20 protein-coding genes and 3 pseudogenes are annotated in these 23,919 nt (G+C 69.9%); 6 read left to right on the top strand and 17 right to left on the bottom strand.

Features of this window, described 5'->3' with window-relative positions; all coding sequences use genetic code 11:
- The 5 genes and pseudogenes from ACZ4FV_RS33620 to ACZ4FV_RS33640 all read right to left on the bottom strand — a co-directional run.
- A pseudogene (locus tag ACZ4FV_RS33620) lies at positions 1 to 500 on the bottom strand (MFS transporter); the annotation flags it as partial.
- Positions 497 to 2,557: an alpha-galactosidase gene (locus ACZ4FV_RS33625; protein WP_465324032.1), complete on the bottom strand. Its 2,061-nt coding sequence runs from the start codon at positions 2,555 to 2,557 to the stop codon at positions 497 to 499. The gene ACZ4FV_RS33625 and the pseudogene ACZ4FV_RS33620, both read right to left, overlap by 4 nt.
- Positions 2,558 to 2,686: 129 nt before the next feature.
- Positions 2,687 to 2,797, bottom strand: a pseudogene (locus ACZ4FV_RS33630) (transposase); the annotation flags it as partial.
- A gap of 567 nt (positions 2,798 to 3,364) precedes the next feature.
- Positions 3,365 to 4,666: a phosphatase PAP2 family protein gene (locus tag ACZ4FV_RS33635; protein ID WP_465324033.1), complete on the bottom strand. Its 1,302-nt coding sequence runs from the start codon at positions 4,664 to 4,666 to the stop codon at positions 3,365 to 3,367.
- Positions 4,667 to 4,873: 207 nt separating this feature from the next.
- Positions 4,874 to 5,044, bottom strand: a complete 171-nt coding sequence (locus tag ACZ4FV_RS33640; RefSeq protein ID WP_465324034.1) for a hypothetical protein — start codon at positions 5,042 to 5,044, stop codon at positions 4,874 to 4,876.
- Between ACZ4FV_RS33640 and ACZ4FV_RS33645 the strand changes: the two genes are divergently transcribed.
- Together ACZ4FV_RS33645 and ACZ4FV_RS33650 are read left to right on the top strand one after the other, a co-directional pair.
- Positions 5,031 to 5,174: a hypothetical protein gene (locus tag ACZ4FV_RS33645; protein WP_465324035.1), complete on the top strand. Its 144-nt coding sequence runs from the start codon at positions 5,031 to 5,033 to the stop codon at positions 5,172 to 5,174. The genes ACZ4FV_RS33640 and ACZ4FV_RS33645 overlap by 14 nt on opposite strands.
- Positions 5,175 to 6,067: 893 nt before the next feature.
- Positions 6,068 to 6,424, top strand: coding sequence for a CAP domain-containing protein (locus ACZ4FV_RS33650; RefSeq protein ID WP_465324036.1), 357 nt, complete (start codon positions 6,068 to 6,070; stop codon positions 6,422 to 6,424).
- Between the two features lie 182 nt (positions 6,425 to 6,606).
- Here the strand turns inward: ACZ4FV_RS33650 and ACZ4FV_RS33655 are convergent, their stop codons facing one another.
- Positions 6,607 to 7,365, bottom strand: a complete 759-nt coding sequence (locus tag ACZ4FV_RS33655) for an LPXTG cell wall anchor domain-containing protein (protein WP_395868524.1) — start codon at positions 7,363 to 7,365, stop codon at positions 6,607 to 6,609.
- Between the two features lie 607 nt (positions 7,366 to 7,972).
- Between ACZ4FV_RS33655 and ACZ4FV_RS33660 the strand changes: the two genes are divergently transcribed.
- Positions 7,973 to 8,806, top strand: a complete 834-nt coding sequence (locus ACZ4FV_RS33660) for an arylamine N-acetyltransferase family protein (protein ID WP_395868526.1) — start codon at positions 7,973 to 7,975, stop codon at positions 8,804 to 8,806.
- A gap of 481 nt (positions 8,807 to 9,287) precedes the next feature.
- On the opposite strand, the gene ACZ4FV_RS33665 is transcribed toward ACZ4FV_RS33660, so the two are convergent.
- The 4 genes from ACZ4FV_RS33665 to ACZ4FV_RS33680 all read right to left on the bottom strand — a co-directional run bounded on the left by ACZ4FV_RS33665 (position 9,288) and on the right by ACZ4FV_RS33680 (position 14,014).
- A complete protein-coding gene (locus tag ACZ4FV_RS33665; RefSeq protein ID WP_465324037.1) occupies positions 9,288 to 10,634 on the bottom strand; it encodes an alpha/beta hydrolase in 1,347 nt (448 codons plus the stop codon).
- A 497-nt stretch (positions 10,635 to 11,131) separates the two neighbouring features.
- Positions 11,132 to 12,118: a tetratricopeptide repeat protein gene (locus ACZ4FV_RS33670; protein WP_402235638.1), complete on the bottom strand. Its 987-nt coding sequence runs from the start codon at positions 12,116 to 12,118 to the stop codon at positions 11,132 to 11,134.
- A 252-nt stretch (positions 12,119 to 12,370) separates the two neighbouring features.
- Positions 12,371 to 13,096 carry a HEAT repeat domain-containing protein gene (locus ACZ4FV_RS33675; protein WP_465324038.1) on the bottom strand — a complete coding sequence of 242 codons (726 nt, stop codon included), beginning with the start codon at positions 13,094 to 13,096 and terminating at the stop codon, positions 12,371 to 12,373.
- Between the two features lie 471 nt (positions 13,097 to 13,567).
- Positions 13,568 to 14,014, bottom strand: a complete 447-nt coding sequence (locus ACZ4FV_RS33680; protein ID WP_465324039.1) for a DUF4259 domain-containing protein — start codon at positions 14,012 to 14,014, stop codon at positions 13,568 to 13,570.
- A 397-nt stretch (positions 14,015 to 14,411) separates the two neighbouring features.
- Between ACZ4FV_RS33680 and ACZ4FV_RS33685 the strand changes: the two genes are divergently transcribed.
- Complete coding sequence (locus tag ACZ4FV_RS33685) at positions 14,412 to 14,831, top strand: hypothetical protein (RefSeq protein WP_402235630.1); 420 nt, start codon at positions 14,412 to 14,414, stop codon at positions 14,829 to 14,831.
- A gap of 1,183 nt (positions 14,832 to 16,014) precedes the next feature.
- On the opposite strand, the gene ACZ4FV_RS33690 is transcribed toward ACZ4FV_RS33685, so the two are convergent.
- The 5 genes from ACZ4FV_RS33690 to ACZ4FV_RS33710 form a co-directional block, all read right to left on the bottom strand.
- Complete coding sequence (locus tag ACZ4FV_RS33690; protein WP_465324040.1) at positions 16,015 to 16,932, bottom strand: DUF6891 domain-containing protein; 918 nt, start codon at positions 16,930 to 16,932, stop codon at positions 16,015 to 16,017.
- A gap of 448 nt (positions 16,933 to 17,380) precedes the next feature.
- A complete protein-coding gene (locus ACZ4FV_RS33695; RefSeq protein WP_395868540.1) occupies positions 17,381 to 18,592 on the bottom strand; it encodes an amidohydrolase family protein in 1,212 nt (403 codons plus the stop codon).
- Positions 18,593 to 18,623: 31 nt separating this feature from the next.
- A complete protein-coding gene (locus tag ACZ4FV_RS33700; protein ID WP_465324041.1) occupies positions 18,624 to 18,878 on the bottom strand; it encodes a hypothetical protein in 255 nt (84 codons plus the stop codon).
- Positions 18,875 to 20,560 (bottom strand): N-acyl-D-amino-acid deacylase family protein, encoded by a 1,686-nt coding sequence (locus ACZ4FV_RS33705; RefSeq protein ID WP_465324042.1) that lies wholly within the window; start codon positions 20,558 to 20,560, stop codon positions 18,875 to 18,877. The genes ACZ4FV_RS33700 and ACZ4FV_RS33705 overlap by 4 nt, the downstream gene beginning before the upstream one ends.
- Positions 20,557 to 20,871: a pentapeptide repeat-containing protein gene (locus tag ACZ4FV_RS33710; RefSeq protein WP_465324043.1), complete on the bottom strand. Its 315-nt coding sequence runs from the start codon at positions 20,869 to 20,871 to the stop codon at positions 20,557 to 20,559. The genes ACZ4FV_RS33705 and ACZ4FV_RS33710 overlap by 4 nt, the downstream gene beginning before the upstream one ends.
- Positions 20,872 to 20,934: 63 nt before the next feature.
- Between ACZ4FV_RS33710 and ACZ4FV_RS33715 the strand changes: the two genes are divergently transcribed.
- Complete coding sequence (locus tag ACZ4FV_RS33715; protein ID WP_402235620.1) at positions 20,935 to 21,486, top strand: MarR family winged helix-turn-helix transcriptional regulator; 552 nt, start codon at positions 20,935 to 20,937, stop codon at positions 21,484 to 21,486.
- 308 nt (positions 21,487 to 21,794) lie between these two features.
- On the opposite strand, the pseudogene ACZ4FV_RS33720 reads toward ACZ4FV_RS33715, so the two are convergent.
- Positions 21,795 to 22,307, bottom strand: a pseudogene (locus tag ACZ4FV_RS33720) (ATP-binding protein); the annotation flags it as partial.
- A gap of 32 nt (positions 22,308 to 22,339) precedes the next feature.
- Positions 22,340 to 22,630 (bottom strand): hypothetical protein, encoded by a 291-nt coding sequence (locus tag ACZ4FV_RS33725; RefSeq protein WP_402235617.1) that lies wholly within the window; start codon positions 22,628 to 22,630, stop codon positions 22,340 to 22,342.
- A gap of 62 nt (positions 22,631 to 22,692) precedes the next feature.
- Between ACZ4FV_RS33725 and ACZ4FV_RS33730 the strand changes: the two genes are divergently transcribed.
- The gene (locus tag ACZ4FV_RS33730) at positions 22,693 to 23,325 is read left to right on the top strand and encodes a TetR/AcrR family transcriptional regulator (protein WP_402235616.1); all 633 of its coding nucleotides are present in this window, start codon (positions 22,693 to 22,695) and stop codon (positions 23,323 to 23,325) included.
- Positions 23,326 to 23,919: the final 594 nt, after the last annotated feature.

Below are 23,919 nucleotides of genomic sequence, written 5' to 3' on the forward strand. Positions count from 1 at the left end.
CTCCTCTCCCCCCCCCCCCCCCCCCCCCCCCCCCCCCCCCCCCCCCCCCCCCCCCCCCCCCCCCCCCCCCCCCCCACCACCGGGGCGAGCCCGGCACCGATGATCATGAAGCCGGCGGACAGTACGAGAGAGCCGAGTGCGACCCCGACGACCGTCGTCTGAACGCCGGTGCAGACCAGCGCCGCCATGCAGGCCAGCGAGCCCGCGATCATCCACGGCCGGCGGCGACCGAACCGACCGGTGGTGCGGTCGCAGAGCGCGCCGGCCAGCGGCGCGACGACGATTCCCGAGATCGCGCCCATCGCGCTGACCCAGGCGTAGCTGCCGACCTTTCCGTCCGGGTCGATCCTGGCGATCTGTTCGGGCATCAGGAACGTGGTCGACACCAGCATCGGGATGTACATCCCGGCGTTGGCCAGGACGTACAGGACAACCCAGCCGGGACCGACCCTGTGGGTCGGCTCGGCGAGGGCCTCGGGCCGTACCGGGGCGAGGGTCATCGGGGCACTCTGCCGAGGTGGACGAGTTCGCTCGTCCGGTCGAAGGACAGCAGCGGCGGGAGGCCGTGACCGAGCAGGACGGCACCTTCGTGCACGGCGCCGGTGGCCTCGTCCCGGTAACGGGCGTCGGGATCCAGGCCCTTGAGCCGGGTGCGGGCAACCGAGCGCATCAGCGCGGACGGCTGGAACCGGAAGACGACGACCTCATCCCGGGTGAGGTACTGCACGGCGTGGTCCCCCAGGCGGTATTGGACACCGCCGTGCACCACGGGCCGGATCCGCTTGTACTGCTCGACCAGCGTCCGGGACCAGGCCATGTCCTCCTCGCTCCAGTTCCGCAGGTCGCCGCCGATGCCCATCGCTCCGGCCATCGAGACATGGAAGCGGTACCGGATCGAGGTCGGGCGGGCGGTGAAGCTGTTCGGGCTGTCGGTGACCCAGGCGCCCATGGTCCGGGCGGGCAGCATCTGACAGTGTCCGTGCTGGATCGCGACCCGGTCGGCGGCGTCGGTGTTGTCGGACGTCCAGACCTGGTCCGCGCGGGCCAACACGCCCAGGTCGGCCCGGCCGCCGCCGCCCGCGCACGACTCCAGGTACAGGCCCGGGCGGGCGGCGCGCAGCCGGTCCATCACCTCGTAGACGCCGCGTGTGTGCTCGATCCACACCCGGTCGGGGTCGGCGGCCCCGGGTTGCCCGGCCTCGCTGAAGGGCCGGTTCATGTCCCATTTGAGGAAGACGACGTCCAGCTCTGTGACCGTCCTGACCAGCCATTCGACCGCCCATTCACGGACGTCGCGGCGGGCGAAGTTCAGTACGTGCTGGTTACGGCGCTGGGTACGGGCGCGGCCGTCCTGGCACAGGATCCAGTCGGGATGCGCACGGAACAGGTCGCTGTCGGGGTTGACCGCCTCGGGCTCCACCCACAGGCCGAAGCCCATGCCCAGCGCACGAACGTGGTCGGCGAGTGGGCTCAGACCGTCCGGGAAGCGGTCCGGGTTGGGCCACCAGTCGCCGAGCCCGGCCATGTCGCTGGTGCGGGCGCCGAACCAGGCGTCGTCCACCACGAAGACCTCGACACCGATACCGGCGGCCAATTCGGCCAGTTCGGTCTGCTGCTTCTCGGTGATGTCGAACTCGGTGGCCTCCCACGAATTGAAGATCAGCGGGCGTTCGGCCGGACGGGCGGGCAACACCCGGCGTTCTATGTAGGCGTGCCAGCGGCGGCTGGTGCCGCCGAAGCCGTCGCAGGCGTAGAGCCCGGTGAAGACGGGGGTCTCCAGGCTCTCGCCGGGAGCCAGTTTCCAGACCAGGCCCTCGTGGCCGAAGCCGCCGGTCCAGGAGGCGCGGCCGTAGGGGTCGCGGCGCAGGGTGATCCGGCGGCTGCCGCTCCAGGCCAGGGCCGCGCTCCAGACCTCGCCGTGCTCCTCTGCGGCGTCGTGCGCGTCGAGCATCAGCCAGGGTCCGGCGTGTTGTCCCGTGATGCCGAGGCGGCTGGTGAGCACGGTCTCCCCGACGGGCAACCGGTCGCGCTGGAGCTGGAACTCCCGGCCCCACTCCCCCACGACATGACTGACGCGGTAGTCGTCACGGGCAGGCAGTGTCCAGGCGGCGGAGTCGAACCGCATGACGTCCACGGCCTCGTCCGCGGTGAGGACGGCCCAGCGTTCGATCTGGTCATCGCCGTCCCGAATCCGGTAGTTCAGGCCGAGACCGAGGGAGCGGACGCGGTCGGTGAAGTGGAGCGTGAGCCGGCCGTCCTCGGCCGTGTGCGAGACGAACCTCCACTCGAAGCCGCGGACGCCGTCCTCGAACCGGACGGTCAGCGACGGCGCCCCGAAGCGCAGTGCGCCCTCGACCGCGTACTCCTCACCGCCGGGATCGTCGCCGCCGGGATCCTCGGCGGGTAGGTCAGCCGCTATCACGACGGCCTGCTCCAGGGTCAGCAGCCGACCCCAGTGCACGTGCCGGGGGACGTCGTCGGCGTCCAACCGGAAGGCGTAGGAGGTGCCGGGCGTGCTCAGCAACCACAGGCGGGCTTCGGAGTGATGAGAGATCATACGGAACCCTTAAATATGAGTCGTGCTCATGTTTCGCTCACATGTTAGGTACGCGCACCCACGACGCCAAGCCCTTGACGGGGGCTGTTGTCGGGAAAGGGGGGATGATCGCTCCCCAAGGGCGGGGCATCCCAATGCTCGGTCCGAGTCCCGCGGCACCGGCGCGAGCCCCGCGTGGGCAGCGAGGTGCCCGGCGTCTCGGCCCGCCGACGTGTCGCCGACCACGGCAAGAAACTCGGCAGCCGCGGCCATCCTCGTCGCCGCACGACGGATCCGACGCAGACTGGCACTGCCGTCGGTGACCTCGCAGATCAGGGTCCGGCTGCGCACCAGGCGCAGCGACACGGGCCCCTTGGACAGTCCCCGCCGACTTCCGTTCCTTCGGTCGCGGGCAGGTAGCGGGCCGCCGCGGTGGGCCGGCGTCGGGGGAAGGGCACGAGGCAGCGGCCCCTGCTGCAACTGACGGGCCCGGTCGTGCTCCGCGTCGTAGAGCCGGGCCCGCGCGAGGGCTTGGGCAACCAGCAGCGGGGCGGGTGGGAGTTTCGCGTCGCCGAGCCTCGGGGCGATGCCGATCCCTGGTCGCACCGGCAGCAGTTCCGGCGGAGCCTTCGACCGATCGTCGATCCGCACCCGCACCCGCACCCGCGCGTAGAGTGCGGCAACGAGGGTGTCCAGTCTCCGTGTTCGCACACCGAGCCTGGACACCCTCACCTCGTGTCCGCGGGGACCCCTTGCATCAGTCGTCCAGGGGCCGTGAAACCACCGCTGAGCACACGGTCGGTGGTGACGTGACCGGGTGCACAGCGATCACGCCGGTTGGAGTTGCGGTTCCACCTGCTCCGCCGGCGCGGCCTTCGGGTCCCACACATTGGTGGTCCGCGCATAGGCGTAGATGACCGAGGTCATCGCCAGAATGAGCAGTGGTCCAAACACCCACGGATATCTGGCCATCTCCATCGGCAGATAGCGGTACGACACCAGGAGCACAGCGAAAACCGTCGCGCCGTAGATGACCAGACAGATTCCTTGCCAGTCCCAGCCCCGGTCGAGCGAGCGCATTGCAGTCTCGATCGTGAGCGCAAAAACCACACCGGCCACGAGGTCCACGCCGTAGTGGTAGCCGAATCCCAGCGTGGCCGCGAGCGTGGCAATCAGCCAGAACGTTCCTGCGAATCGGATAAACCGCGAGCCCTTGCGAGAGTGAACGAAAATTATGGTAGCCCACGCCGTGTGCAGGCTGGGCATGCAGTTGCGAGGGGTGATCTCGTCGAACTGCATCGAGAGTGGGGTACTGATCGGCGGCGGCGTGTTCGGCCACAGGTCGGCCATTGCCCAGGGCCCGCCGTCGGGGCCGTAGGCGAAGACCGGTCCGACCACCGGGAAGATCATGTAGATGCTCGGCCCGAGCAGGCCGATGGCCAGGAAGGTGCGCACCAGGTGATGGCCCGGGAAGCGGCGCTCGACCACTACGTTTCGCAGTTGGTACAGCGCAACGATGGCCGCTGCCAGCGGAAGCTGACCATAGACGGTGCCGAGCACATCGGAGCTGATCGGGTCGGTGGCCGCGACCATCCGGCCGGCCAGCCACGACGGGTCACCCAGCGCGTGATCGGCAGTCGCCACGTACTGGTCGAGCACAGTCGGGCGGGTTTCCGACGTGATGAGCAGCCAGGTAGCGCCGGTCTTGTGGCCTGCCACCAGTAGCAGTCCCAGTCCCGCGCCCTTCAGCATCAGGACGCGTTCCCGGCCGGTGCGGCGCGTGAGAGCAAAGACCGCGCAGCCAAAAATCACCCACAACGCGCCGTTACCGTAGTTCATCCTGGCATCGACCACCCACCGCACCAGCCAGAAGACGATGTCGATGCCGATTGCCGCACTCACCGCAATAAAACGTTGCCGCCAGGTGAGCACCACCATCGTCAACGTCAACCCGGCATACAGCAGCTGCCCCGAACGGGGAGCGAATATCACCTCGCGCGCCTGGCTGGTGATCGGCCCCGGTAGGCCGTAGCGACGGGCGAACATCTCCATGGTGATGAGAAATCCGAGGACCGCCACACCCACTGCGACCCACGAAATCGCCTGCGGCCGGCGCTGCACGGCGACCATGGTTTTGCGACGTATTCGCGAAAATATTCGCGGTATTATGAATGTCAATTACTCGGCCAATTTGTTAGATTCCAGTAACAGATCAAAGTCCACCGGCGCACTGAAGCCGGGCTCCAGTATCGCGGCCACGGCCTGCTCCGGGTTCTCGGGGGTTCGCCACACATCGACCGGGCGGGTCCGGTCGATCGCGCAGGGTGAATCCCGGTCTCAGGACAGGTTCGCTTCGGGGGCGAAGGCGGGCAGCTTCTCGAGACTGCTGCGCACGGCCTCGGCGCCGTACTCGAACATCCGCCGCTCGTAGTCGCTGGTCCGGCAACGGCGCCGGCACCAGGACCAGGAATGGGTACTCAGCCGCGAGGAGTTGTTGGACCGCTTCACCGCACTGCCTGCCGAGAAGTTCCCGCAGACTCGACGCCATGCCGCCGAGTTGATCTCCGGTACCGGACACGAGCGCTTCGAGTTCGCCCTCGGCCTGCTCATGAACAATCTGCGGCCCGCATCCGGTTGACCGGCGGAGTGCGGTGGCCACATGGACGCTTGGCGGCTTGGCCGTCGTGCTCACCGAGTACGTCGGCAGCGACGTCATCCGCCATAGCGAGTTCTCCGGGTCACACCGCGACGCGCGACCCACCCAGCCGTCAACACTGCCGGCGACGTCGACGTCGACGTCGACGTCGACCTCGACCTCGACCTCGTCGGGACCCTCGCAAAGCCGGGGCACTACTCCGAACGCGGTGTCGCGCGCGAACACAAGTCGTCGGCGGCCGACCACGCCGCTTCCACCGAACCGGCGGGGCCGAGGCGGATTCGGAAATCGGCTCGGCTTTTTCGTTATGCCTCTCCGGCCACCCGGTCTCCTATGTGTCGGCCGCTCCGGGCCGGCTCACAGGAAAGGGGCGCAGGTACGTGAACAACGACTCCCGCACCGCATCAAGGCGGCGCCGTTCGGGCCGGCGGCGCGCGGCCGGGTCCGGACACCGCCGGCGCGGGCACAACACCGCCCGCGCGGTGGCGATCACGGTGGCCGTGGCGGCCGTCGCGACAGCGGCCGCAACAGTGGGCGGCAGTGGTGGTGACCGCACGGCGGCCGACCGCAACTCGCAGAGCGCCGCGCTAGCGTCGGGCGACTCGCCCGCCCACGCCGTCGCCGCGACCAGTCCCGCAGCGGTGTCGACGGCGGGCACACCCAGCCCGATACGCACCGATCCCCCATCGGCCGCCTCATCGCCGTCCGGTTCCGGCGGCAGCACCCCGGCGGGGGCCACCACCGCTCCCGGCACCCAGCGTCCACCGGGCGAAACCGGCCCGGACTCCCGGAACACGTCGCGAACGGCGAAACCGTCGCACCCGGCCACCACCGCGGCCGGTTCTGCGACGCCGTTCGCCCGGCAGGTCGTGGAGTTGACCAATGCCGAACGCGCCAAGCACGGCTGCGGGCCGCTCACCGACAACGCCAAGCTCCAGGCCGCGGCGCAGGGGCACAGCCACGACATGGCCAAACGCGGCTACTTCGACCACATCAATCCGGACGGCGCCGATTCGAGCAGACGTATCAGCGCGGCCGGCTACCGATGGAGCGCATCGGGCGAGAACATCGCCGCCGGGCAGGCGTCCCCTGCGGCGGTGATGAACGCCTGGATGGCCAGCCCGGGCCACCGGGCCAACATCCTCAACTGCTCGTTCAAGGACATCGGCGTGGGAGTCGACTTCGCCCCCGGCGGCCCCCGCTGGACCCAGAACTTCGGAGCCCCCCAGTGACGTGACCTGCCCCGCACGGGGGCGAAGCGCGGGGCGTCGGTGAAGGATCCGGCGCGGCAGGCACGGTAGTTCGGGCGAATCCTCGTGATCGGTGTTCGTCGTCCCGTCCCGCCGAGTATCAGCTCGGCGGGACGGGACGATCGACGGGGTCCGTCGTTCACGGTCGAGCCCGATTCGGACCGTCAGGCAGCGTGGTTGCCCCGGCGCCTGCGCAACAGGATGCCGCCGCCGACCAGGATCGCGGCGGTGGCTAGGAGTCCGCCCACCGCGACCGTGCCGGTCTGCGCGAGCGACTTGCCGCCGCCTCCGGTCGTCGCGGGCTTCGAGGTCGTCGGGGCCACCGAGTCCGAGGCGGTCGGCGACGCGGACGACGAAGGACTACCGGTACCCGCCGACGAGGTGACGGGCGCGGGGGTCTTCGTGCCGTCGACCGGCGGCTTGCTGGTCGAGGGAACAGTAGTGGTCGGCGGCGCGGTGGTCGGCGGGTTGGTCGTCGGGGGCTTGGTGGTCGGCGGCGTTGTCGGCGGCTTGGCCGGGCAGGCATGCGAGAGGTTGAACCACTTCACCTCGCCACCCTTGACCTGGGCGACCGCGGAGGTCAGCGTGGCCCCGGCCGGCGACGCCACGTACGCGTGCTTGTCGCTGGGAGGACCGAAGGTGGTTATCACCTGCTGACCGCCCGGTTGGAAGGTCACGGTCAGCTTGACGAAGTCCGTCCCGTTCGTGGGAAGCACGAAGTGCCACCCGTCCTTGTCGGCCGGGATCGTGTTCGGGCACTCACCCCGCTCCACCCCATCGCTGGTGGCGGTCAGTGGGAGCTTCTGGTGCAGGTTTACGGTGTACGTGTCGCCGGTGGCGAAGGCCGGCGCCGTGCCGGCGGCCAGGACGAGCGGCACGGCGAGTGCGGTGGCCCAACGCGTTGCCTTGGAAGGCGAAGACATGGTGATACCTCTTGGGCAGAAGTAAGTTGCGGCCCAGGGAATCCGTCGTGCCGCCCGGCACGAGAGCCGCAGCCGAGACCTCTCGACACGCTCGCCCGGAAGACCGTTTCGTCCGCCCGGAACCGAAAAGACCCTCGATGAGGGGAGCCGAGATTCCCATCACGGAGAGTTCCACGTCAAGATAGAATTGTCCGAGTAGCAGTAGATATCCGCTTTATCCACCTTGCTCGGGTATAACGATTTCCTACAACACGGTATTTTTTGGCCGTCGCAGCACACCCGGACGCGTTGACCGGACCCGATTTCACGCCAATATGCCCCACTTCGGCACATCGCGAAGCCCTGCGATGCCGAACGAACCATGTCGGCCGAGCATTTCCGGCCACTGAACGCGCGCCGCACCCTCGACGCCTCCTCGATCCACGCACCTCGAGGCGGCCGAACGGCGACAATCCGGCTCTGCGGCGAAGTCGACGCGGCGAGCACGTTCGCCTCTCGCGAGGTCGACGGTGTCGTCCGGGCCGACTACTTCGGCGGTGACATCCGCGCGGTCTCCTCGTCGACACCCTCCAGACAGGCCGGACCCGGGCACTGGTTGACTGGCTGCGTGAGTACCGATCTTTGGCAGGTTGGCGGGCTCGATCTCGACGGCTACCTCGCGCGGCTCGGCCTCCCGGCGCGGACGCCGGGGCGGGAGGCGCTGGACGAGTTGCACGAGGCGCACGTACGGACGTTCACGTTCGACAACATCGACGTGTTCCTCGGGCGGCCCGGCGGCATGGACCTGGCGGCCGTACAGGACAAGTTCGTGGGCCGAGGCCGAGGCGGCTACTGCTTCGAGCACTCGACGCTCTTCGCGGCCGTACTGGAGCGGCTGGGCTATGACGTACGCCGCCGTCTCGGGCGTGTCGGCGACCCGGCGGACGGCAGCCTGCAGGGCCGTACCCACATGGTCGTCGAAGTGGCGCTGGACGGGCAACGGCTGCTGTGCGACCCGGGATTCGGGATGAGCGTGCTGCGCCCGATCCCGCTGGCGGACGGCGCGCAGGACGACCACCTCGGCTGGCGCTACCGGGTCGACCACTCCGACGGCGTGTGGGAGATGCGCCGCCGGCGCGACAACAGCTGGCTGATGATGCACTCCACCGACGAACTGGCAGTACTGCCCGTCGACGTCGAGATCGGTCACTACTACACGAGCACCCATCCGAAGTCGCACTTCAAGCGCACGCTGATGGTCACCCGCCACCTGCCCGACCGGCATGTCACCGTCACCCACGCCACGCTCACAGTGCGCCGGGCCGATGCGCCCACCGAGCACCGCCCGCTCCGCGACGGCGAACTCGCCGACTGGCTGCGTGTTCTGGAGGTCCCGCTCACGACGGACGAGGAAAAGCGCCTTCTCGAGCGGGCCGCGGAGGCGGTTGCGGCAAACACGTGATCACACGCCTGCCTCGCTGCCCGGCTCCGCTGACGGTTCAACGAGTCCGGGGCGTGACCACCGGCTTTTCCGCAGGTCGGGAGCCTCTTCACGCTGTGATGTGTCGATCGGTGCCGTGGGATAGCCAGGCAGGCAACGACCGGAGAAGCACGTGATCGATCGACGTCGACGTCTTGCCGGGGCCGGACGGTCGGCAAGAGCGAACACCACGCAATCGCGCCGACACCCCGGCTGGGTCGGCGGGCTGACGATCCATGTTCGACCTCGCCGTACGCCGCTCACGCAGGACCTCGCCGTGGTCGGCGACAAACCACGCGACCCGGCCGCGCTATGGGGGCCGACGGTGGTCGATCGTCCACTGCCGACCCGCACCTGATGTTGCGTCAGGGCCGGTCCCTGGGCGCCGGGCGCAGCGCGAGCGGTTGGTTTCACGGACCCGGACCCGGCGGGCCGCTCCCGGTCGGCCCGCCGGTCCGTGTGCTCAGCCGGCCGGGCCGGGCCGGCTCACCTGGGCATCGACCACGTCGGCCGGCACCCCCGGCGGGCGCCGCGTACCGTCCAGGATCGGGTCGAACGTGGTCTCACCGTGGAGGTAGCGACGGAAGAACGCCGAGGCGTACGCGGACGTGAGAGTGCGTTGAGCGGGCTCGGTCAGCTGGATCTGGTCGAGGTTGCGGTCGTCCTGGGAAAGGCAGGTACCGGGCTTGCTGCCCGGTACCGCGTCGTCTTCCGCGCTGACCTGGCCGCTGCTCGGCGACCACTGGGTGTTGAAGAAGGCGTGATTGGCCCCGCGTACGGTGAATTTGTGAATCGGGACGGTGTTCCGCCCGGCGTTCCACTCGAAGTAGTTGCCGCCGCGCACCGCGTCGCACGTGCCCCACATCACCGCGAACGGGATGTGGGTGACCGGCTCGTTGTCCCAATTGCTGGTCGGCGCCAGACCGAACACACCCTTCACCGTCACACCCGCCGGCCAATTGCCCCGGCGGAGGTCGGCGGCCTGCTGCATGACCCCGCCGCCGCCCATCGAATGGCCCATCGTGCCGACGTTCGCCATGTCCAACCGTCCGCGGAAGTCGATCCGACGGAGCCTACCGTCGCGCGGATCGGTGAAGCGGTGCGCGAGTTCGCCGCCACCGGTCGCGGACAACTGTTGCCACATGGCCAGATGCCGATTGAGCAGGGCGGCCCGGGCGTGGTACACCGTGGGCGCCTGCCCGAACGACGTCGCGTTGATGCCATTGGTACCGATCGACACCACCACGAAACCCTGCGCGGCCAAGTCCCGGGCGAGGTAGTCGTATCCGCTCTTGCTGGAGATTTGCCCGACCCCGGGCGCACACGGCCAACCGCGCAGCCTGTCGCCCGCGACGTCGGCCAACTTCTGCTGCCGCTCGGCCTCGACGGTGTCGCCGGCGGCAATGGCCGCGTCCCTGGCCTTGAGCGCCGCCGCGAGGTCGACGGAGGCCGGGCGGTCGGCGCAGGTGTCCCACAGGCCATGCTGGATCACCACCAGCGGGAAGCGCCCGCGCGCCAGGTCGGTCGGGTAATGCACCACCCCGGCAAGCTCGTTCGCCCCATAGTACTGGCCCGCCTCGACCGGCGGCGGCACGAATGCCCGATCGCCGAGGTTGTACTGCACCGACGCAACCCGGTGCGAGCCGGCTTGCACCGCGCCCGCTGCCTCCGCCGACGCCTCCGCCGACGCCGCCGCCTCGGCCGGCGCCAGCGTCGGCACCACGAGCAGCGCCGCAACGCCCGCTGCGGCCAGGCACGTTCTGACCCAACCACTACCGATCGTTGCTCGCCGCAAGTCGCGAAACCTCATGCATGCCTCCATGTCTCCGCGCACCGGCCATCTCGACGACTTCCGGTGATCTCATAGGCATACGTGAGTGGGACGCCGAAGGGTTGCACCGGACGTCGAGCCACCTGTCTGCGCTTCGTGCGCGGGACGCCGAGCCCGCCCGCGTCGAGTCGCGTCCCGTCCCATCGCGTCCCGTCCCGTCCCGTCCCGTCCCGTCGCGTCGCGTCGCGTCGCGTCGCGTCGAATCCGCAACGCGGCCGACGCGAACCGGCATTCGACGCGGCGAGGGCGGATGCACGTCGGCGTACTCGCAATTGCCCGGCAGGTCGGAGGGATCGTCGTCCCCACCCGGGACAGACCCAGGGCCGTCGCCGTTGCAAGTGACGACGAGGCCGCCGCCGGGTTCAGCCGGGACCGGGCCCGGTCCGGGAGAAGAAGGTCACCCCGTCCCGCGTCCCGAAGTCCACGCCGTAGACGAGGGTCGTGCTCCCGCCCCGCACCGTGTCGGAAGCGGTGTCTCAGCCGTGGAGGAGACGACGAGCCTCGGTGATCAGCTCGGCAGGCAAGGTGGGGCCTGCGCACGCGTGATCGATCAGCAGTGCCCGGTACGAGTCGTTGGGCAGGTGGGGGACCAGGGCAATGAGGTCGCGGAGTGCGTCCGGCTCACCGGTGTGCCGGGCGCGGTAGGCGGCCTCGGCCGCACGGAGCGTGGTTTCCGTCGGGCCGTACTTTATCCCCTCCCCCGCAAAGCGCGCCGCGGCGGCGAAATCGCCCTGCTCGGCGTGCAGGTCGGCCAGGTCGAGGTACAGCGACCAGTTGTCCGGCTCCAGGGCGAGTGCGCGGTGGAACGCCGCCGCGGTCTTTTCCGGGTCACCCAACCTGCGCCATGTGCCCGCCCGTACGACCTCCGTCAGCATGACTCGTTCCATCGAGTCGGCGCGGTCGCAGAGGGCGAACGACTCGTCGGTGAGTCCACATGCCCGCAGGAAGATCGCCATCTTGGCCATCGCCTCCGGTAGCGGCTCGCGGTCGCAGACCACGGCGACGGCATCGAACCAGGGAAGGAGCCCTCCCCGCACCGTTGGTGTGTCAAGGTCGTGGCCGTGGTCCATGGTCCGCATGACCGCCTCGGCCACCGCCTCTGCGCCCACCGCGCCGAGGAAGCGTGCGTCACCGAACCAGGGAGCCTTGGCCCAGGCAACGGTGGGTCGCGCGCCGGTGACCGAACCGAGTGCCATCACCGCGACGTTCATGTCGTTCTCGAGAAAAGCGACATAGGACCGCGCCAACACCGCCGGCAGCGAAGTGGCCCCCTCGAGTGCCGCGGCCAGACCCTGTCGTTGTTCCTGCCACAAGTCGACGAGTACCGCGTACGGCTCCGGGGCCTCGGGCGCCGAGGCGATGGCGCCCGCCAGGTACCGGACGGCCGCCCCGGGATCGCCCCCACAGTGCGCCATCACTCGGGCAAGGCCGACCCCGGCAACAGCCGTTCGATTCAACATCATCCGAAGATAGTGGAGATCCGGGACCGCCGGGCCACACGTGCATCGGCACCTGCATATGTCCATTCGCCACGAGGGGCCAGGACCGATCGGACGGACGTCCCGCCCCGGTACATCGCCACCGGCGTCGCGCCGGCGACCTCCGGGTGCCGGCGACGACCGGTCCACAACCGGTCCCACGAGGCCAAGTCGTCGGGGCCGGCGTGGTGTCCGGGCTCTTGGTGGCTCGTTTCCGGAGTCACGGCCGAGGACCGATCACAGATCGGCGGCGTCGATCCAGCAGATCGTCGCCACCAAGTCCCGAGCTGTGCCGGTGGATTCGGCCGCGAGCAGAGCCCACTCCCGGCATTCGGCGACGATCTGCGGCCAGAGCTTGCCGCGGTCGATGTTCCAGTCGATGCCGGGTCCGTGACCTCCATACACTCCACCGTCTGCCTCGATCTGCCAGACCTGAAAGGAGAGCACCGCCTGCCCGTGGCCGGCGAGATCCTCGATGGCCTCGGCAAGATGGGCCGTCGGCCATGCGGAACCCAACCCCGGAACCTGATGCCGCAGCGCGGCGGCCCGGGCCGGAAGCACGACATCGCGGGCACCGAGTTCGGTGAGCGCCCAACGCAGCGCTCCGCCTTCACAGTCGTCGGGATCCTCGCCCCGCCGCCGGAAGGCTTCATAGGCCTGCGACAGACACGGCACGGCACGGTGGATGCCGAGATCGCCCAGGGCTTCCGCGGCCCACTGCCGGACCACGCTGTTGTCGCTGCCCAGCATGCGCGTGAGAGCGTCCCCGGGACGCGGATCGCCCAGCGCGGTGAAGACCTCGATGGCGCACAGCTGCCCGAACGAGCCCAACCCCGGTGCTGCCGCGATCAACCGGTCCAGCACCCGCGGCCCCAGGGCGATCAGTGCATGCTGCGCGTCCTCGGCCACCTCACCCGAATCCGCGTCCAACTCACCGACCCGCCGCGCGATCACATCCTCCATGGGCGTCGAGTCTGGCCTACGGGTATCCGGCGCGCCGGCGAAATATCCCCGGCCCGCGAGTCCACCGCGCGCCACTCGCCAAGCCGCGCGCAAATCCGACCGACCTTCCCTGCACGCCCTTGACCGCATGACGACTGAGCCAATACACGGCAATTGCCATCCTCGACGGGCACACGCCTGCGACCACGCGCTCAGGATGCGCGATAGTCGTCACCGGATACGCGTGCCTCTCCTCGCCAACGCACGGGGAAGTACGATTGCCGCAACCCGCTGCAGGGGGCGCCGAACCACCTCGCCCGGTGCCGGCCTGTAAAGGCGTTCGAACATCGCGATCTGCCGGTTGGCGGAGGCGGAAAGACCGCGGATGGTCGAGGGCCGACGCGCCTTGATGCGCCGTGAGAGCCGCGCTTTGATCTCGCCCGGTCAGCGGCGAGCCATGGGAACTTCCCGACGGTCGTGTGCGCGCCGAGCCTACCGGTCGAGCAGACGATCGGGCGCGGGCCGGCCTCGAGTATCGATGATCCGCCGCGTGTGGGTGATGTTTCGCCGCCATCGGGGACCGTCGCCGGTCTCGTCCCACAGCTCGGCGAGTTCGCTGTCCTCCGCCAGGACTCGGTCGAGCGCGTCGAGCGCGTCGAGCGCGAGTGCGCGCAGGTCGAGGGAGAGTGGCGGGATCGACTCCTTGGGGCCGTGGGAGGAGGTGATCGGTGCTCCTCCCGGGCATTGGGCCGCGATCAGTGCGGCGGCAGCGACGGCTTCCGTTCCCTCGAAGGCGTCGAGGTAGCCCCGGGTGGCGATCGTGGAGGTGAGCGCGGTGCGGACGATGTTCTCGCGCTCCGTTTCGGGGGCCTCGTCCAGGGTGTCGGCGAAGTCGGCGCCCATGTCGTTGTCGAAGGGGCCGATGTCCCAGCTGCCCATGCCGTTCCTCTCGCAGCGTTCTCTCGCGCATGTTCGCATCGATCACCGACACACGGCCGGCGACGCGAGCGCGGCGTGTTCGAAGCCGTCGGCATCGCGTGGAAGCGGCAGTTGACAGTGGGGCAATCAAAGCCTGGCCCCACGAGGATGCCGTTTCCGATTGCGGGGTTCGGTGTCGGGGCACCGGTCGGTGACCTCCATCAGCCCGGGCGGGACGACCTCCAGCTCCTCGAGGAAGTCGGGGACCGCGGAAGGGGCCGCGCCTGGCCCCAGTTGCCGTGGGTGGCCTCGCCCATGAAGTCGGTGACACCCCAGCCTCGATGAGTGGGGACTGCGAGGAGGCGTGGACGACGATGGCTGACCTTGTCGTTTACCCTCGTCTCGGTTGGGGGTGGGTATGGATCAGGCTGTCTTCGAATCCGTCCGGTACTCCGCGGTGTGCCAGGACTGCGATGCGGAGCTGGGGTGCTGGGGAGTCCAGGCCCTGGTGAATGGCCGGTTGCGCTGGGACGTCGAGTCGACCTGTTCCACTTGTGGCTTTGCTGTAGCCGTGTGCGGTGGCACCGTACCGACGGAACGGCGGGATCAGATGCTCGCCGAGCATGGGCCCGCGTGGCTGCAGGTGAGCACTCCGCCGGCGACGAGCGTCGCCATCATGCGCGTGCTGCGGGCCGAGCTCGGCGTTGACCTGATGAACGCCAGGGCTGTGCTGCGCCAAGTGCTGGATGGTGACTACTCAGGAACGCTTCCCGAGATGGAGTATCTGGCCCGCGCGCTTCGGAAGTCCGGCGTCCCCGCTGCGGCTACTCGTCCCTAAGCGTCTGACCTGGCGATCTATGCCGCGTAGGCGGTTCCGACAGCCCCAGCCGCCCATCGCTCGGCGGCCGAAGTGCTGATCCCGAGCAGGCGTTGGAGAACCCCTGGGGATCTGTGTGTCCCTGGCCCGCGCCGGCAACGGCAGGGAGCCGCGCCGTCGACGTGAGCGCACGACGGGACTTCGGGGATGGCCACTCGCCGCGCGCACCCGACCTCCGGCGGATCGCTGCCCGTAGAGCGCATGAACGACACAGGGCACAGCGGACGACCCGCGCGACAGCCGCCGGCGCGCCGAGAGTCGACACCCGACGATTGATCAGCCCGTCCGGTGGGGCGGCACGGGCCTGTGGTGACGCGGGGGTGCTCGGGGCCGCGCGGGGCGCAGCAGTAGGGTTGGGCGTCTTCTCCCGTTCGTAACGGTGGCGGGCCTCACCGGTCGTGGGGGACGTCGAGACCTCGGCCACGAGTACGTCCCAGCACGCCTGCGAGGACGGAGAGCCGATCAGGGGGTCGGTATCGACGTGCGCGACCGTCGTGCGCGAGGACGCGCGGGCGGTGGCCGGCGCGGCGCGGAACTCGGCGAGCCCACTCACCCGGAGCACATCCGCGCCCAGGCACGTCGCGTTCGCGGCCAGGCCGACCGGCAGGATCCCACTGAAAGCCGCCGCCCCCGCCGCCCGATCCCAGTGCCATGCGCCGTCCTCTCCCCACGCCGACCCTGTCCGCCTTCGGCCTCCTCGTCCGGTCCGGCTATCGACTCGTGGCCGGCGGGTCCAAACTGGCCAGGACCGTTCCGTCGGCCGCGTAGGCGACCGCCGTCAGTCCTCCACCGCCGACGAAAGGGCTGTTGACCAGTAGCCTTCGGATCGAGCGGCAGCCCGACCGGCGTCTTGACCGGCCCGTCCGCGCACGGCAGAGCATCCGCCGGGCTTGAGCAGCGCGTCCGAGCGCCGGGCCGGACAGGCAGACAGGCAACTCACCCTGGACGTACGACAGTTCCGCGAGCGCTTCAGCGCGTTCTCGCCTGTGCGGCAGACAGCCTCGGGCGCCACGGGCCTTCGCCCCGATCCGTCATGTGGCTCTTGGTCGAAGCACAGCATCAGGCGTAGGCCGCCCACGTCACATGTGATCGCCGAAAGCCCGGACACCTGCGCGGCAGGCTGCCATCGAGGCGTTCCCGGTTGCTATCCGACCAGGCGGCGGCGCCAGTCCAGGGGGCTGACGGTGATCGCCCGACCGGGGTCGCGGTCCCACTCGACGGCCAGGCCGGCCGCTTCGAGCGCGGCCACAACCTCGTCGCCGACGGCTGCGGTGGTCTCGGACGAACCGTCGAAGCCGCCGTAGAGGAGCGACAATCCGTGGCCTGCCGCCGCCGAGTCCGTGCACTGGGTGTGGAAGTAGACGTATCCGCGGGCGCCGGGCCCGCTTTCGCCGCCGATCTCGGAGTCGCCGCAGGTGCGGCAGCAGGTGAAGTGCTCACGGGCGGTGATGCCGGCCTGCTGAAGGACGGCGAACGCGCGGGCAAGCCGTTCCGGGTCGGTCTCGCCCTGCCACTCGGCCTGCTCCGCGACGCGCTCCAACCACAACCGATCGGCCAATGCCGCCCCCTGTTCACGCGAAACGGGACGGCGATCCTTGGTGACCAGGTACTCCTCGGCGAGTTCCGCCAGTTCAGCGCGGGAGGCGTAGCCACCGACCAGTTCCTCGCGCACCCGCCTCTCCAACAGCTCGTAATCGCCTTCATCCAGGTCGAGCGGCGGCACCTCACACGACGGACCCATGTCCAGCACCGCCCAGGCCAGACCGGCGTCCCAGCCGGACTCCTTGCGGGCCCAGCCGGTCATTGCCGCGATCACGGCCTCGGGATTGGCGACCGTCACCTGGAAGTGCCGGTCGGCGGCGCCGTCGCGGTGCTCCAGCGTGTAGTCCCCGCCGGCCGCGTGCCAGACCTGAGCGAAGACATCCGGCAGGTCGGGCACCCGCTGGACCACCAGGAATCGATCACCGTCACCGCCGATCCGCCGAACCAACTCCGCCAAGTCCTCGGCGGACACACGGACGTACCGCCGCCCGCTCTCCGTCCCCACCATGATCTCGAGCATGCCCAGACTCTGACACAACCCCCTGACAACAACGCACCGGCCTCGGGGGGCGAGCGGCAAGCCGACACTTCCCGTGTCGCAGCGACCGCCATCTCGTATGGATGGGCTGGAGGGGCGACCGGGCCTCGGCCGTGGCATCCCGACCGGCACGCTCGGACCCATAGGCGCCCACGCTACGGGGACGCCGAACACGGACCCCCTGGTCGGCGCCGTCCGTATGCGGGCCGAACGAAGTGATTCACGCGTCCGGCCGACGTCGCCGAACGCACCGAAACAGATCTTCGGCACTCGGTCCTTCCTGGCCCACCGCCTCGGCGGGCCCGCCGCCGGCCTACCCCGCACAGCCCGCGCCCCCACCTCGATCGCCGCCGCCAGGTCGGTGAAACGCGGCACAAGCGGATGAAGAGAAGCCGGTTGCCCGTTCAGCGCACCTCGCGCAGCAGCCGGGTCAGGGCGTTGCGACGGTGTGCCGGTAGAGCGCCGCGGCATTTCCGTGAGTCATGCGCTCGACCTCCTCGTCCGGAACGCCGGCGAACTGCCGAGCGAGGACTTCCTGGCTGTCCGGCCAAGTGGAGTCGGGGTGCGGGTAGTCGGTTTCGACCATGATGTGATCGACACCGATGAGGTGCCGCAGCCGCATGGTCGCGGGGTCGGAGAGCACGGTGAACCAGAAGTTGCGGCGCAGGTAGTCGACGGGCGAGTGGGTCCCGAAGTCGGCGCGGTAGTCGAGGTCGCGGCCCATGAACTCGATGCGGTCGATGAACATCGGCACCCATCCGATACCTCCCTCGGACAAGGCGATCTTGAGATCCGGGAAGCGCACCGGGATGCGGGCGAAGAGCCAATCGGCGGCGGTCGCCATCGAGTTGATCGGGAACAGCACGCCCAGGACCGCGGCCGTCGAGTCGCGGGAGGGGACGATCGTCTCGGAGGACGAACCGACGTGGAGGTTCACGACCGTGCCGGTCTCCTCGCACGCGCGGAAGAACGGATCCCACGCGTCGCTGTACAGGGACGGCAGCCCGAGACGCTCCGGGTTCTCGCTGAACGTGACGGCGACGAAGCCGCGTTCGGCGTTGCGCCGGACCTCGGCGGCGGCGAGTTCGGGGTCGCCGAGCCAAGGGAGCTGACAGGCGATGAATCGTTCGGGGTACGGAGTGATCCAGGCGTCGAGCAGCCAGTCGTTGTAGGCCCGCAGGGAAGCGAGCCCCAGGTCGTGCTCCCTCATGGTGAGAAAACGTCGTCCGGCGAAGCCGAACGGCGCCGACGGGAAGTTGAGTTGTGCGGCGATGCCGGCGGCGTCCATGTGGCGTACGCGTTCGCCCGCGTCGTATGTCGCGGGGTGCAGCTCGTCGAAGTTGACCGGGCCGAGGTAGCCCTTGCCCGCTTCCCAGCCGCGGATGGCGTCGGAGCCGAGCAGCGGGACGCGTTCGTTGTCGAACACCCACCAGTCGTTGCCTGCCGCGTCGCGTTCGAGGTGCGGCGCGGCGTCTCGCATGCGCGCGGGCACGCGGTCGCGGAACAGGTCGGGGGTTTCGATGAGATGGTCGTCGACCGAGATGATGTGGAATCGGTTCGTGCCGGTCGGGACTTCGCCGCGCAGCACGAGGTCGCCCTTCGGACCGGCGTAGGCGAGGATGCGTTCGAGCAGGTCGGCCATGGGATGCCTCCGGAGATTCGGGGTGCGGTGATCAGGGCGCGCTGATGGGGGTGCCGAGCGGGGCCGCGTGGCCGTCGAGTTCAACGACCGCGCCGTCGCGGCGGAGGAAGAGGGCGTGCGGCGTCGCGCCGGTGATGCCGTGTTCCTCGAACGAGTGCGAGCGGTCGATGGTCGGTTCGCGCGCTTCGGTGACGCGGCGGTTGTCCCGGTGGAAGCGGCTGGACCGGTCCGTGTCCGTGACGCGGATCGTGATGGGGGCCGAGCGGTCGCAGGGCATCGTGCTCACTCCGCGTCCCGGGCGCCGCTGCGCAGGATGGTGCCGGGCAGGCGGTCCAAGCGGTCGGTGACCTGCGTGCCGTGCTCGCGGATCGCGACGCCGGCCACGAGGATGTGGTCGAGTCCGGTGGGCGCGTCGGCGATGAGGCGTTCTCCGTCGGCGGGCAGGTCGCGCACCCGTCGGGTCGGGCCCGGGGAAAGGGCGTCGTAGTCGACAACGACGAGGTCGGCGTGGCCCCCTGGGCGCAGCCGTCCGCGGTCGACGCCGAGCACGTCGGCGATCTCCCCGGTGAGTTTGTGGATGCCGTGTTCGAGCGGCAGGACGTCGCGGTCGCGGACCCAGTTGGCGAGGAAGTCGGTGGGCATGACGGCGTCGCAGATCTGTCCGACGTGCGCTCCGGCGTCGGACAGGCCCATGATGCAGCCTTCGCCGCGGATGAGTGTGGTGACGCCGTCCTTGTCGTCGTTGGCGAAGGTGACGGTGAAGCGGCTCGCCAGAGCGTCGTCGAGGGCGAGGTCGCAGATGACGTCGAAGGGCGTGGTGTCGCGTTCGGCGGCGATCGCCGCGACCGGCGCGCCGACCAGGTCCGGGCGCGAGGGCGAGTGTGTGACCGTGATGGTCTGCCAGCGCGGGTCGAGCCACCGGCCGCTCTCGAACTCGTCCCAGGCACGCGCCCTCCAGGTCCGGTCCTGGAAGACGGTGTCGCGGCGGTCGACGGGCACGGCGACCAGGTCGGCGAACGCGGGCAGCGCGTAGAAGGAGGTCGGCTCGGCGACGGAGAACTCCTGGGTGATGGGTCGACAGGTGACCTGCGCCCAGACGTCCGCGCCGTCACGGCGGCCCCGTAGATGATCGGCGAGCTTGTCCCGGTACGGCGCCCGGGAGGCCGTTCCCTCCGGGTAGGTGAGGATCGACGTCCAGGTCAGCGGGCGGCCGAGGCGGCGCTGGAAGTCGTACACCCAGCGGTAGTTCTCCCCGGTCGCGATGTGCACGATGCCGAGGCCGACCTCGGCGGTGACGGACGCGAGCGCTTCGACCTCCTCCTGGGTGGCGACCATGGACGGGACCAGGCGGCCGCCGTCGCCGAGGTGGAAGCCGGCGCGGTCGCTGGAGAATCCGAGAGCGCCGCCGCGGAGCGCGTCGGCGACGACAGCGCGCATTCGGGCGAGTTCGTCGTCGGTGGCGGGGCGTTCGTACGCCCCCTCGCCCATCACGTACGTGCGGACGGCGGTATGCCCCACGAATCCCCCGAAGTGGATCGCCGTCCCGCGCCGCCGCACGGCGTCCAGGTATTCGGGGTAGGTCTCGAAGTCCCATGCCACCCCGGCCGCGAGGGTCGCGCCGCGCATGTCCTCGACCATCTCCAGCGTGCCGAGCAGCGAACGGCGGTCCTGTGGACGGGCGGGGGCGAGGCTGTAGCCGCAGTTGCCGGCCACGACTGCGGTGACCCCGTGCCACGACGACGGCGTCAGGAGCCCGTCCCACAGGACCTGCGGGTCGTAGTGGGTGTGGATGTCGAGGAAGCCCGGCACGACGAGGCGCCCGGTGGCGTCGATCTCGTGCCGGCCCGTCACGGTGTCCTCGATCTCGGTGACGCGCCCGTCGCGGATGCCGATGTCGGCGCGGCGCGAAGGTCCGCCGGTGCCGTCGACGACCCTCCCACCGCGCACGGCGATGTCGTTGGTACTCATGTCTGTTCTCCCGGTCGTTGCGTTCGGCGCCGGACGCGCCGGAGGTGAGTGCGCCGGAGGTCGGTGCGCCGGAGGTGGGTTCGCCGGAGGTGGGTTCGCCGGAGGTGGGTTCGCCGGAGGTGGGTGCGCACCGCGCCCGGACGGTGGTCTGTGGTGGCCGCCATGACGTCCACGACGACCGGCGGGTCCTCCGGCGTGCCGCGGCGTCTCTGCGAGCCTGCGGAACGCCGGGGAATCCCCGACGGCCTCGCCCGTTCCTTGCCCGCAACGTATCCGGAGTAGATGCCTAAGGCAAGAGTTGCCCTAGGCATTCCTTGAATGTGAACAGGCACCTCGGACCAGGGGAATCACCGGTCAACCGGTACCGTTCTGCCATGGTTGATCGCCGTGCCCGCAGCACACCGAACGCTTCCCGACCCCCGGCCGAACCCGCCGCCGCGGACGCCGGCGGCGAGGATTCCGGCGACCGTGTGATCCGGGCCATCCAGCAGTTCTCCCGCAGCCCGGCACACGCCGAGCTGGCGCATTCGCTGTACGGCTCCGGCGGAAAGGAACTCACTCCCACCCAGGTCGACGCGCTGGAAACCCTCGCGTCGCGGCCCGAGTGGCGCATGCACGAGTTCGCGGAGGCACTCGACATCGACCGGGGCGCGGCCAGCCGCACGACCGACCGCCTCCTCAAACTCGGCTTGGCCGAACGGCGGCCGGACGAGGGCGACCGGCGGTACGTCATCGTCCAGGCCACCGCCGCGGGTCGCCGCATCAGCCGCCGGATCCAGCGCGACCGCTACGCGCTCATGCAGGAGGTCCTCAGCGGCCTTTCCGGCCGCCAGCGCTCGGAACTGGCGGAACTGCTCGAATACGTCACCGCCGCCATGGAGGCGACACTGAGCCGCCGGGCGGCCGCGGGAGAAACGCCGACCTGATCGGACATGCCCCGGTTCGAACGTCGGCGGATGCCGAACCCACGGATGAACAGCCCTTCCCGCGAGCACTCGGTGCGGAATCCGGGTGGAGCCGTAACGCCGGAACCACCTACCAAACCCGACGGGGAATGGTCTCCGACGGCACCGCGGACCAGAGCCGGGCCCGCCGTCCGGCCCCCATGTCCCAGACGCGTCCGAGCACTCGCGCGGCCACCGGCAGAACGCCGACGTCGATGTCGGTGGGGGGCGAGCCGGGATTCGCAGGGCGAGGGCGCGGGACACGGCGCGCACCGGGGCCACGGCTGCCCTTACGGCATGATGCCGCCCAGGGGTTGCTCGGTCCAGATGGTCTTCCCCGTGGGGCCGTAGCGGCTGCCCCACCGGGTGGTGAGTTGGGCGACCAGGAACAGGCCTCGCCCGCCTTCGTCACTCCACTTGGCACGCCGCAGCCGGGGCTGGGTGTTGCTGGGGTCGGACACCTCGCACACGAGCATCTTGTCGCGGATCAGGCGTAGCACCACCGGCCCGCCGGCGTAGCGGATCGCGTTGGTCACGAGTTCGCTGGCGACGAGTTCGGTGGTGAAGGCCGCGTCCTCCAGCCCCCACGCGGTGAGTTGTCGGGTGACCAGCTCACGCGCACCGGCGACGGCGGCCGGATCGGCGGGGATCTCCCAGGCCGCGACGTCACGGGAGGCCACGGTTCGTACCCGCGCCAGAAGCAGGGCGATGTCGTCGGCCGGGTTGGCCGGGCCGATCTTCGCGACCAGTTTGTGGGCGGCTTCGTCGAGGTCCCGAGCGGGGTCGTGAAGCGGGGCCAGCCTTGGCGGGCGGTCGCTGCCGCTGTCGGCGAGTGTCAGTCGCCGATCCAGGCGTCGACCATCTCCAGGTGTTCGACCACAGGCTCGGGGGGGCGGAAACCCAGCGCCGCGGTGACCACACGATCCACGACCGGATGCAGGCGCTCCCCGGCGAACCTCCTCCAGTGGGCCTCCGACTCCCAGACATCCGTGTACCGCAGCCCGCCCGGTGTGCGGTGGACGAGGTGGGCCACCAGCCCGGGGGGCTTCTCCGACCCCAACGCCTCCTTGATGCGTGCGTAGGTGGCCGGGTCGATCGGCACCTCGAAGGTGAACGCGTACGTCACGGAACCACATCCCTCATATTCAACCGAAGCTCTTTCGGATGAATACGATTAGCATCGACCGTGTGGACAGAGAGCACAAGAGGCAATACGACACCAGCCGCCGCCGAGCGGCGGCGCAGGAGACCCGTCGCGCGATCCTGGACGCGGCCACGCGGCTGTTCGTCGAACACGGCTACGCGGCGACCACCATGGCGCAACTCGCCGAGTCCGCGGGCGTCGCGGTCGACACCGTCTACACGGTCGCCGGCCGCAAACCCGCGCTGTTCCTGCACCTGGTGGAGGCCGCCGTCTCCGGCACCGACGACGCCGTTCCCGCGGCTCGACGCGACTACGTGCGCGAGATGCGCGCCGAGCCGGACGCGGCCCGCAAACTTCGCCGCTACGCACGGGCCATCCGGGAGATGCACGCCCGACTCGCACCGCTGCTGCGCGTCGCCCGCACCGGACCCCCCGAAGTCGCCAGGATCTGGCAGGACATCACCCTGCGCCGCGCGGACAACATGCGACTGCTCGCCCGCGACCTGGCAGCCACCGGACAACTGCGACCCGAACTCGACCCGGACGAGGTGGCCGACGTCATCTGGGCCACCAACTCGCCCGAGTTCTACTGCCTGCTGGTCGAGGACCGCCGCTGGCCACCCGAAAGGTTCGAACAATGGCTCGCCGACACATGGTGCCGACTACTCCTCATCTGACAAGCAAGAGCGGCCGGCAACGGCGTCGACGACGCGGCCGGACACCCCGCCGGCCGTCCATCGTTCCCGTAGCGGAAGGCTGACGCGGTGCTTGACCTCTACTGGACTTGAACACTGGCCCTCCTCCGGTGGATGCGCGCGTTCAACCAGGCCCACCCGGACGATCCGGTCCGCCTCGTCGGGGCCGGCCTTCACGCGAACCCCCGCACCCGGTCGCCGACTGGCTCGCCCGGACCGCCAAGACCCGGGTCGTCGGACCGCGCCACGACCCGGCCCACGACACCGCCCACCACATGACGGGAGGATCCCTGGCCGAGTGGGTCGACATCCTCGTCCACCTGCGGCACGTGACCCCGGCCCGCCCGCTCCGCCGCGTGTAGTCCCCGCTCTGCCGTGCCGCCGGCCGGCGACCCCCGTGTGTCCGCGTACAACTCGATGCGTTCGGCAGAACGGCATCGGTACGCGGCGGCGAGCGTTCACCGGTGACGGAAGGAGCGGTTCTCCCGCTCCTACCGCCGGGGCCCGTGGGTCGGTGAACCACCCGCGCCGGGGCCGGGTTGACGTAGACCGGCGGCCACCGGCCCCGGCACCCCT

This window comes from Embleya sp. NPDC025285 (assembly GCF_055558835.1).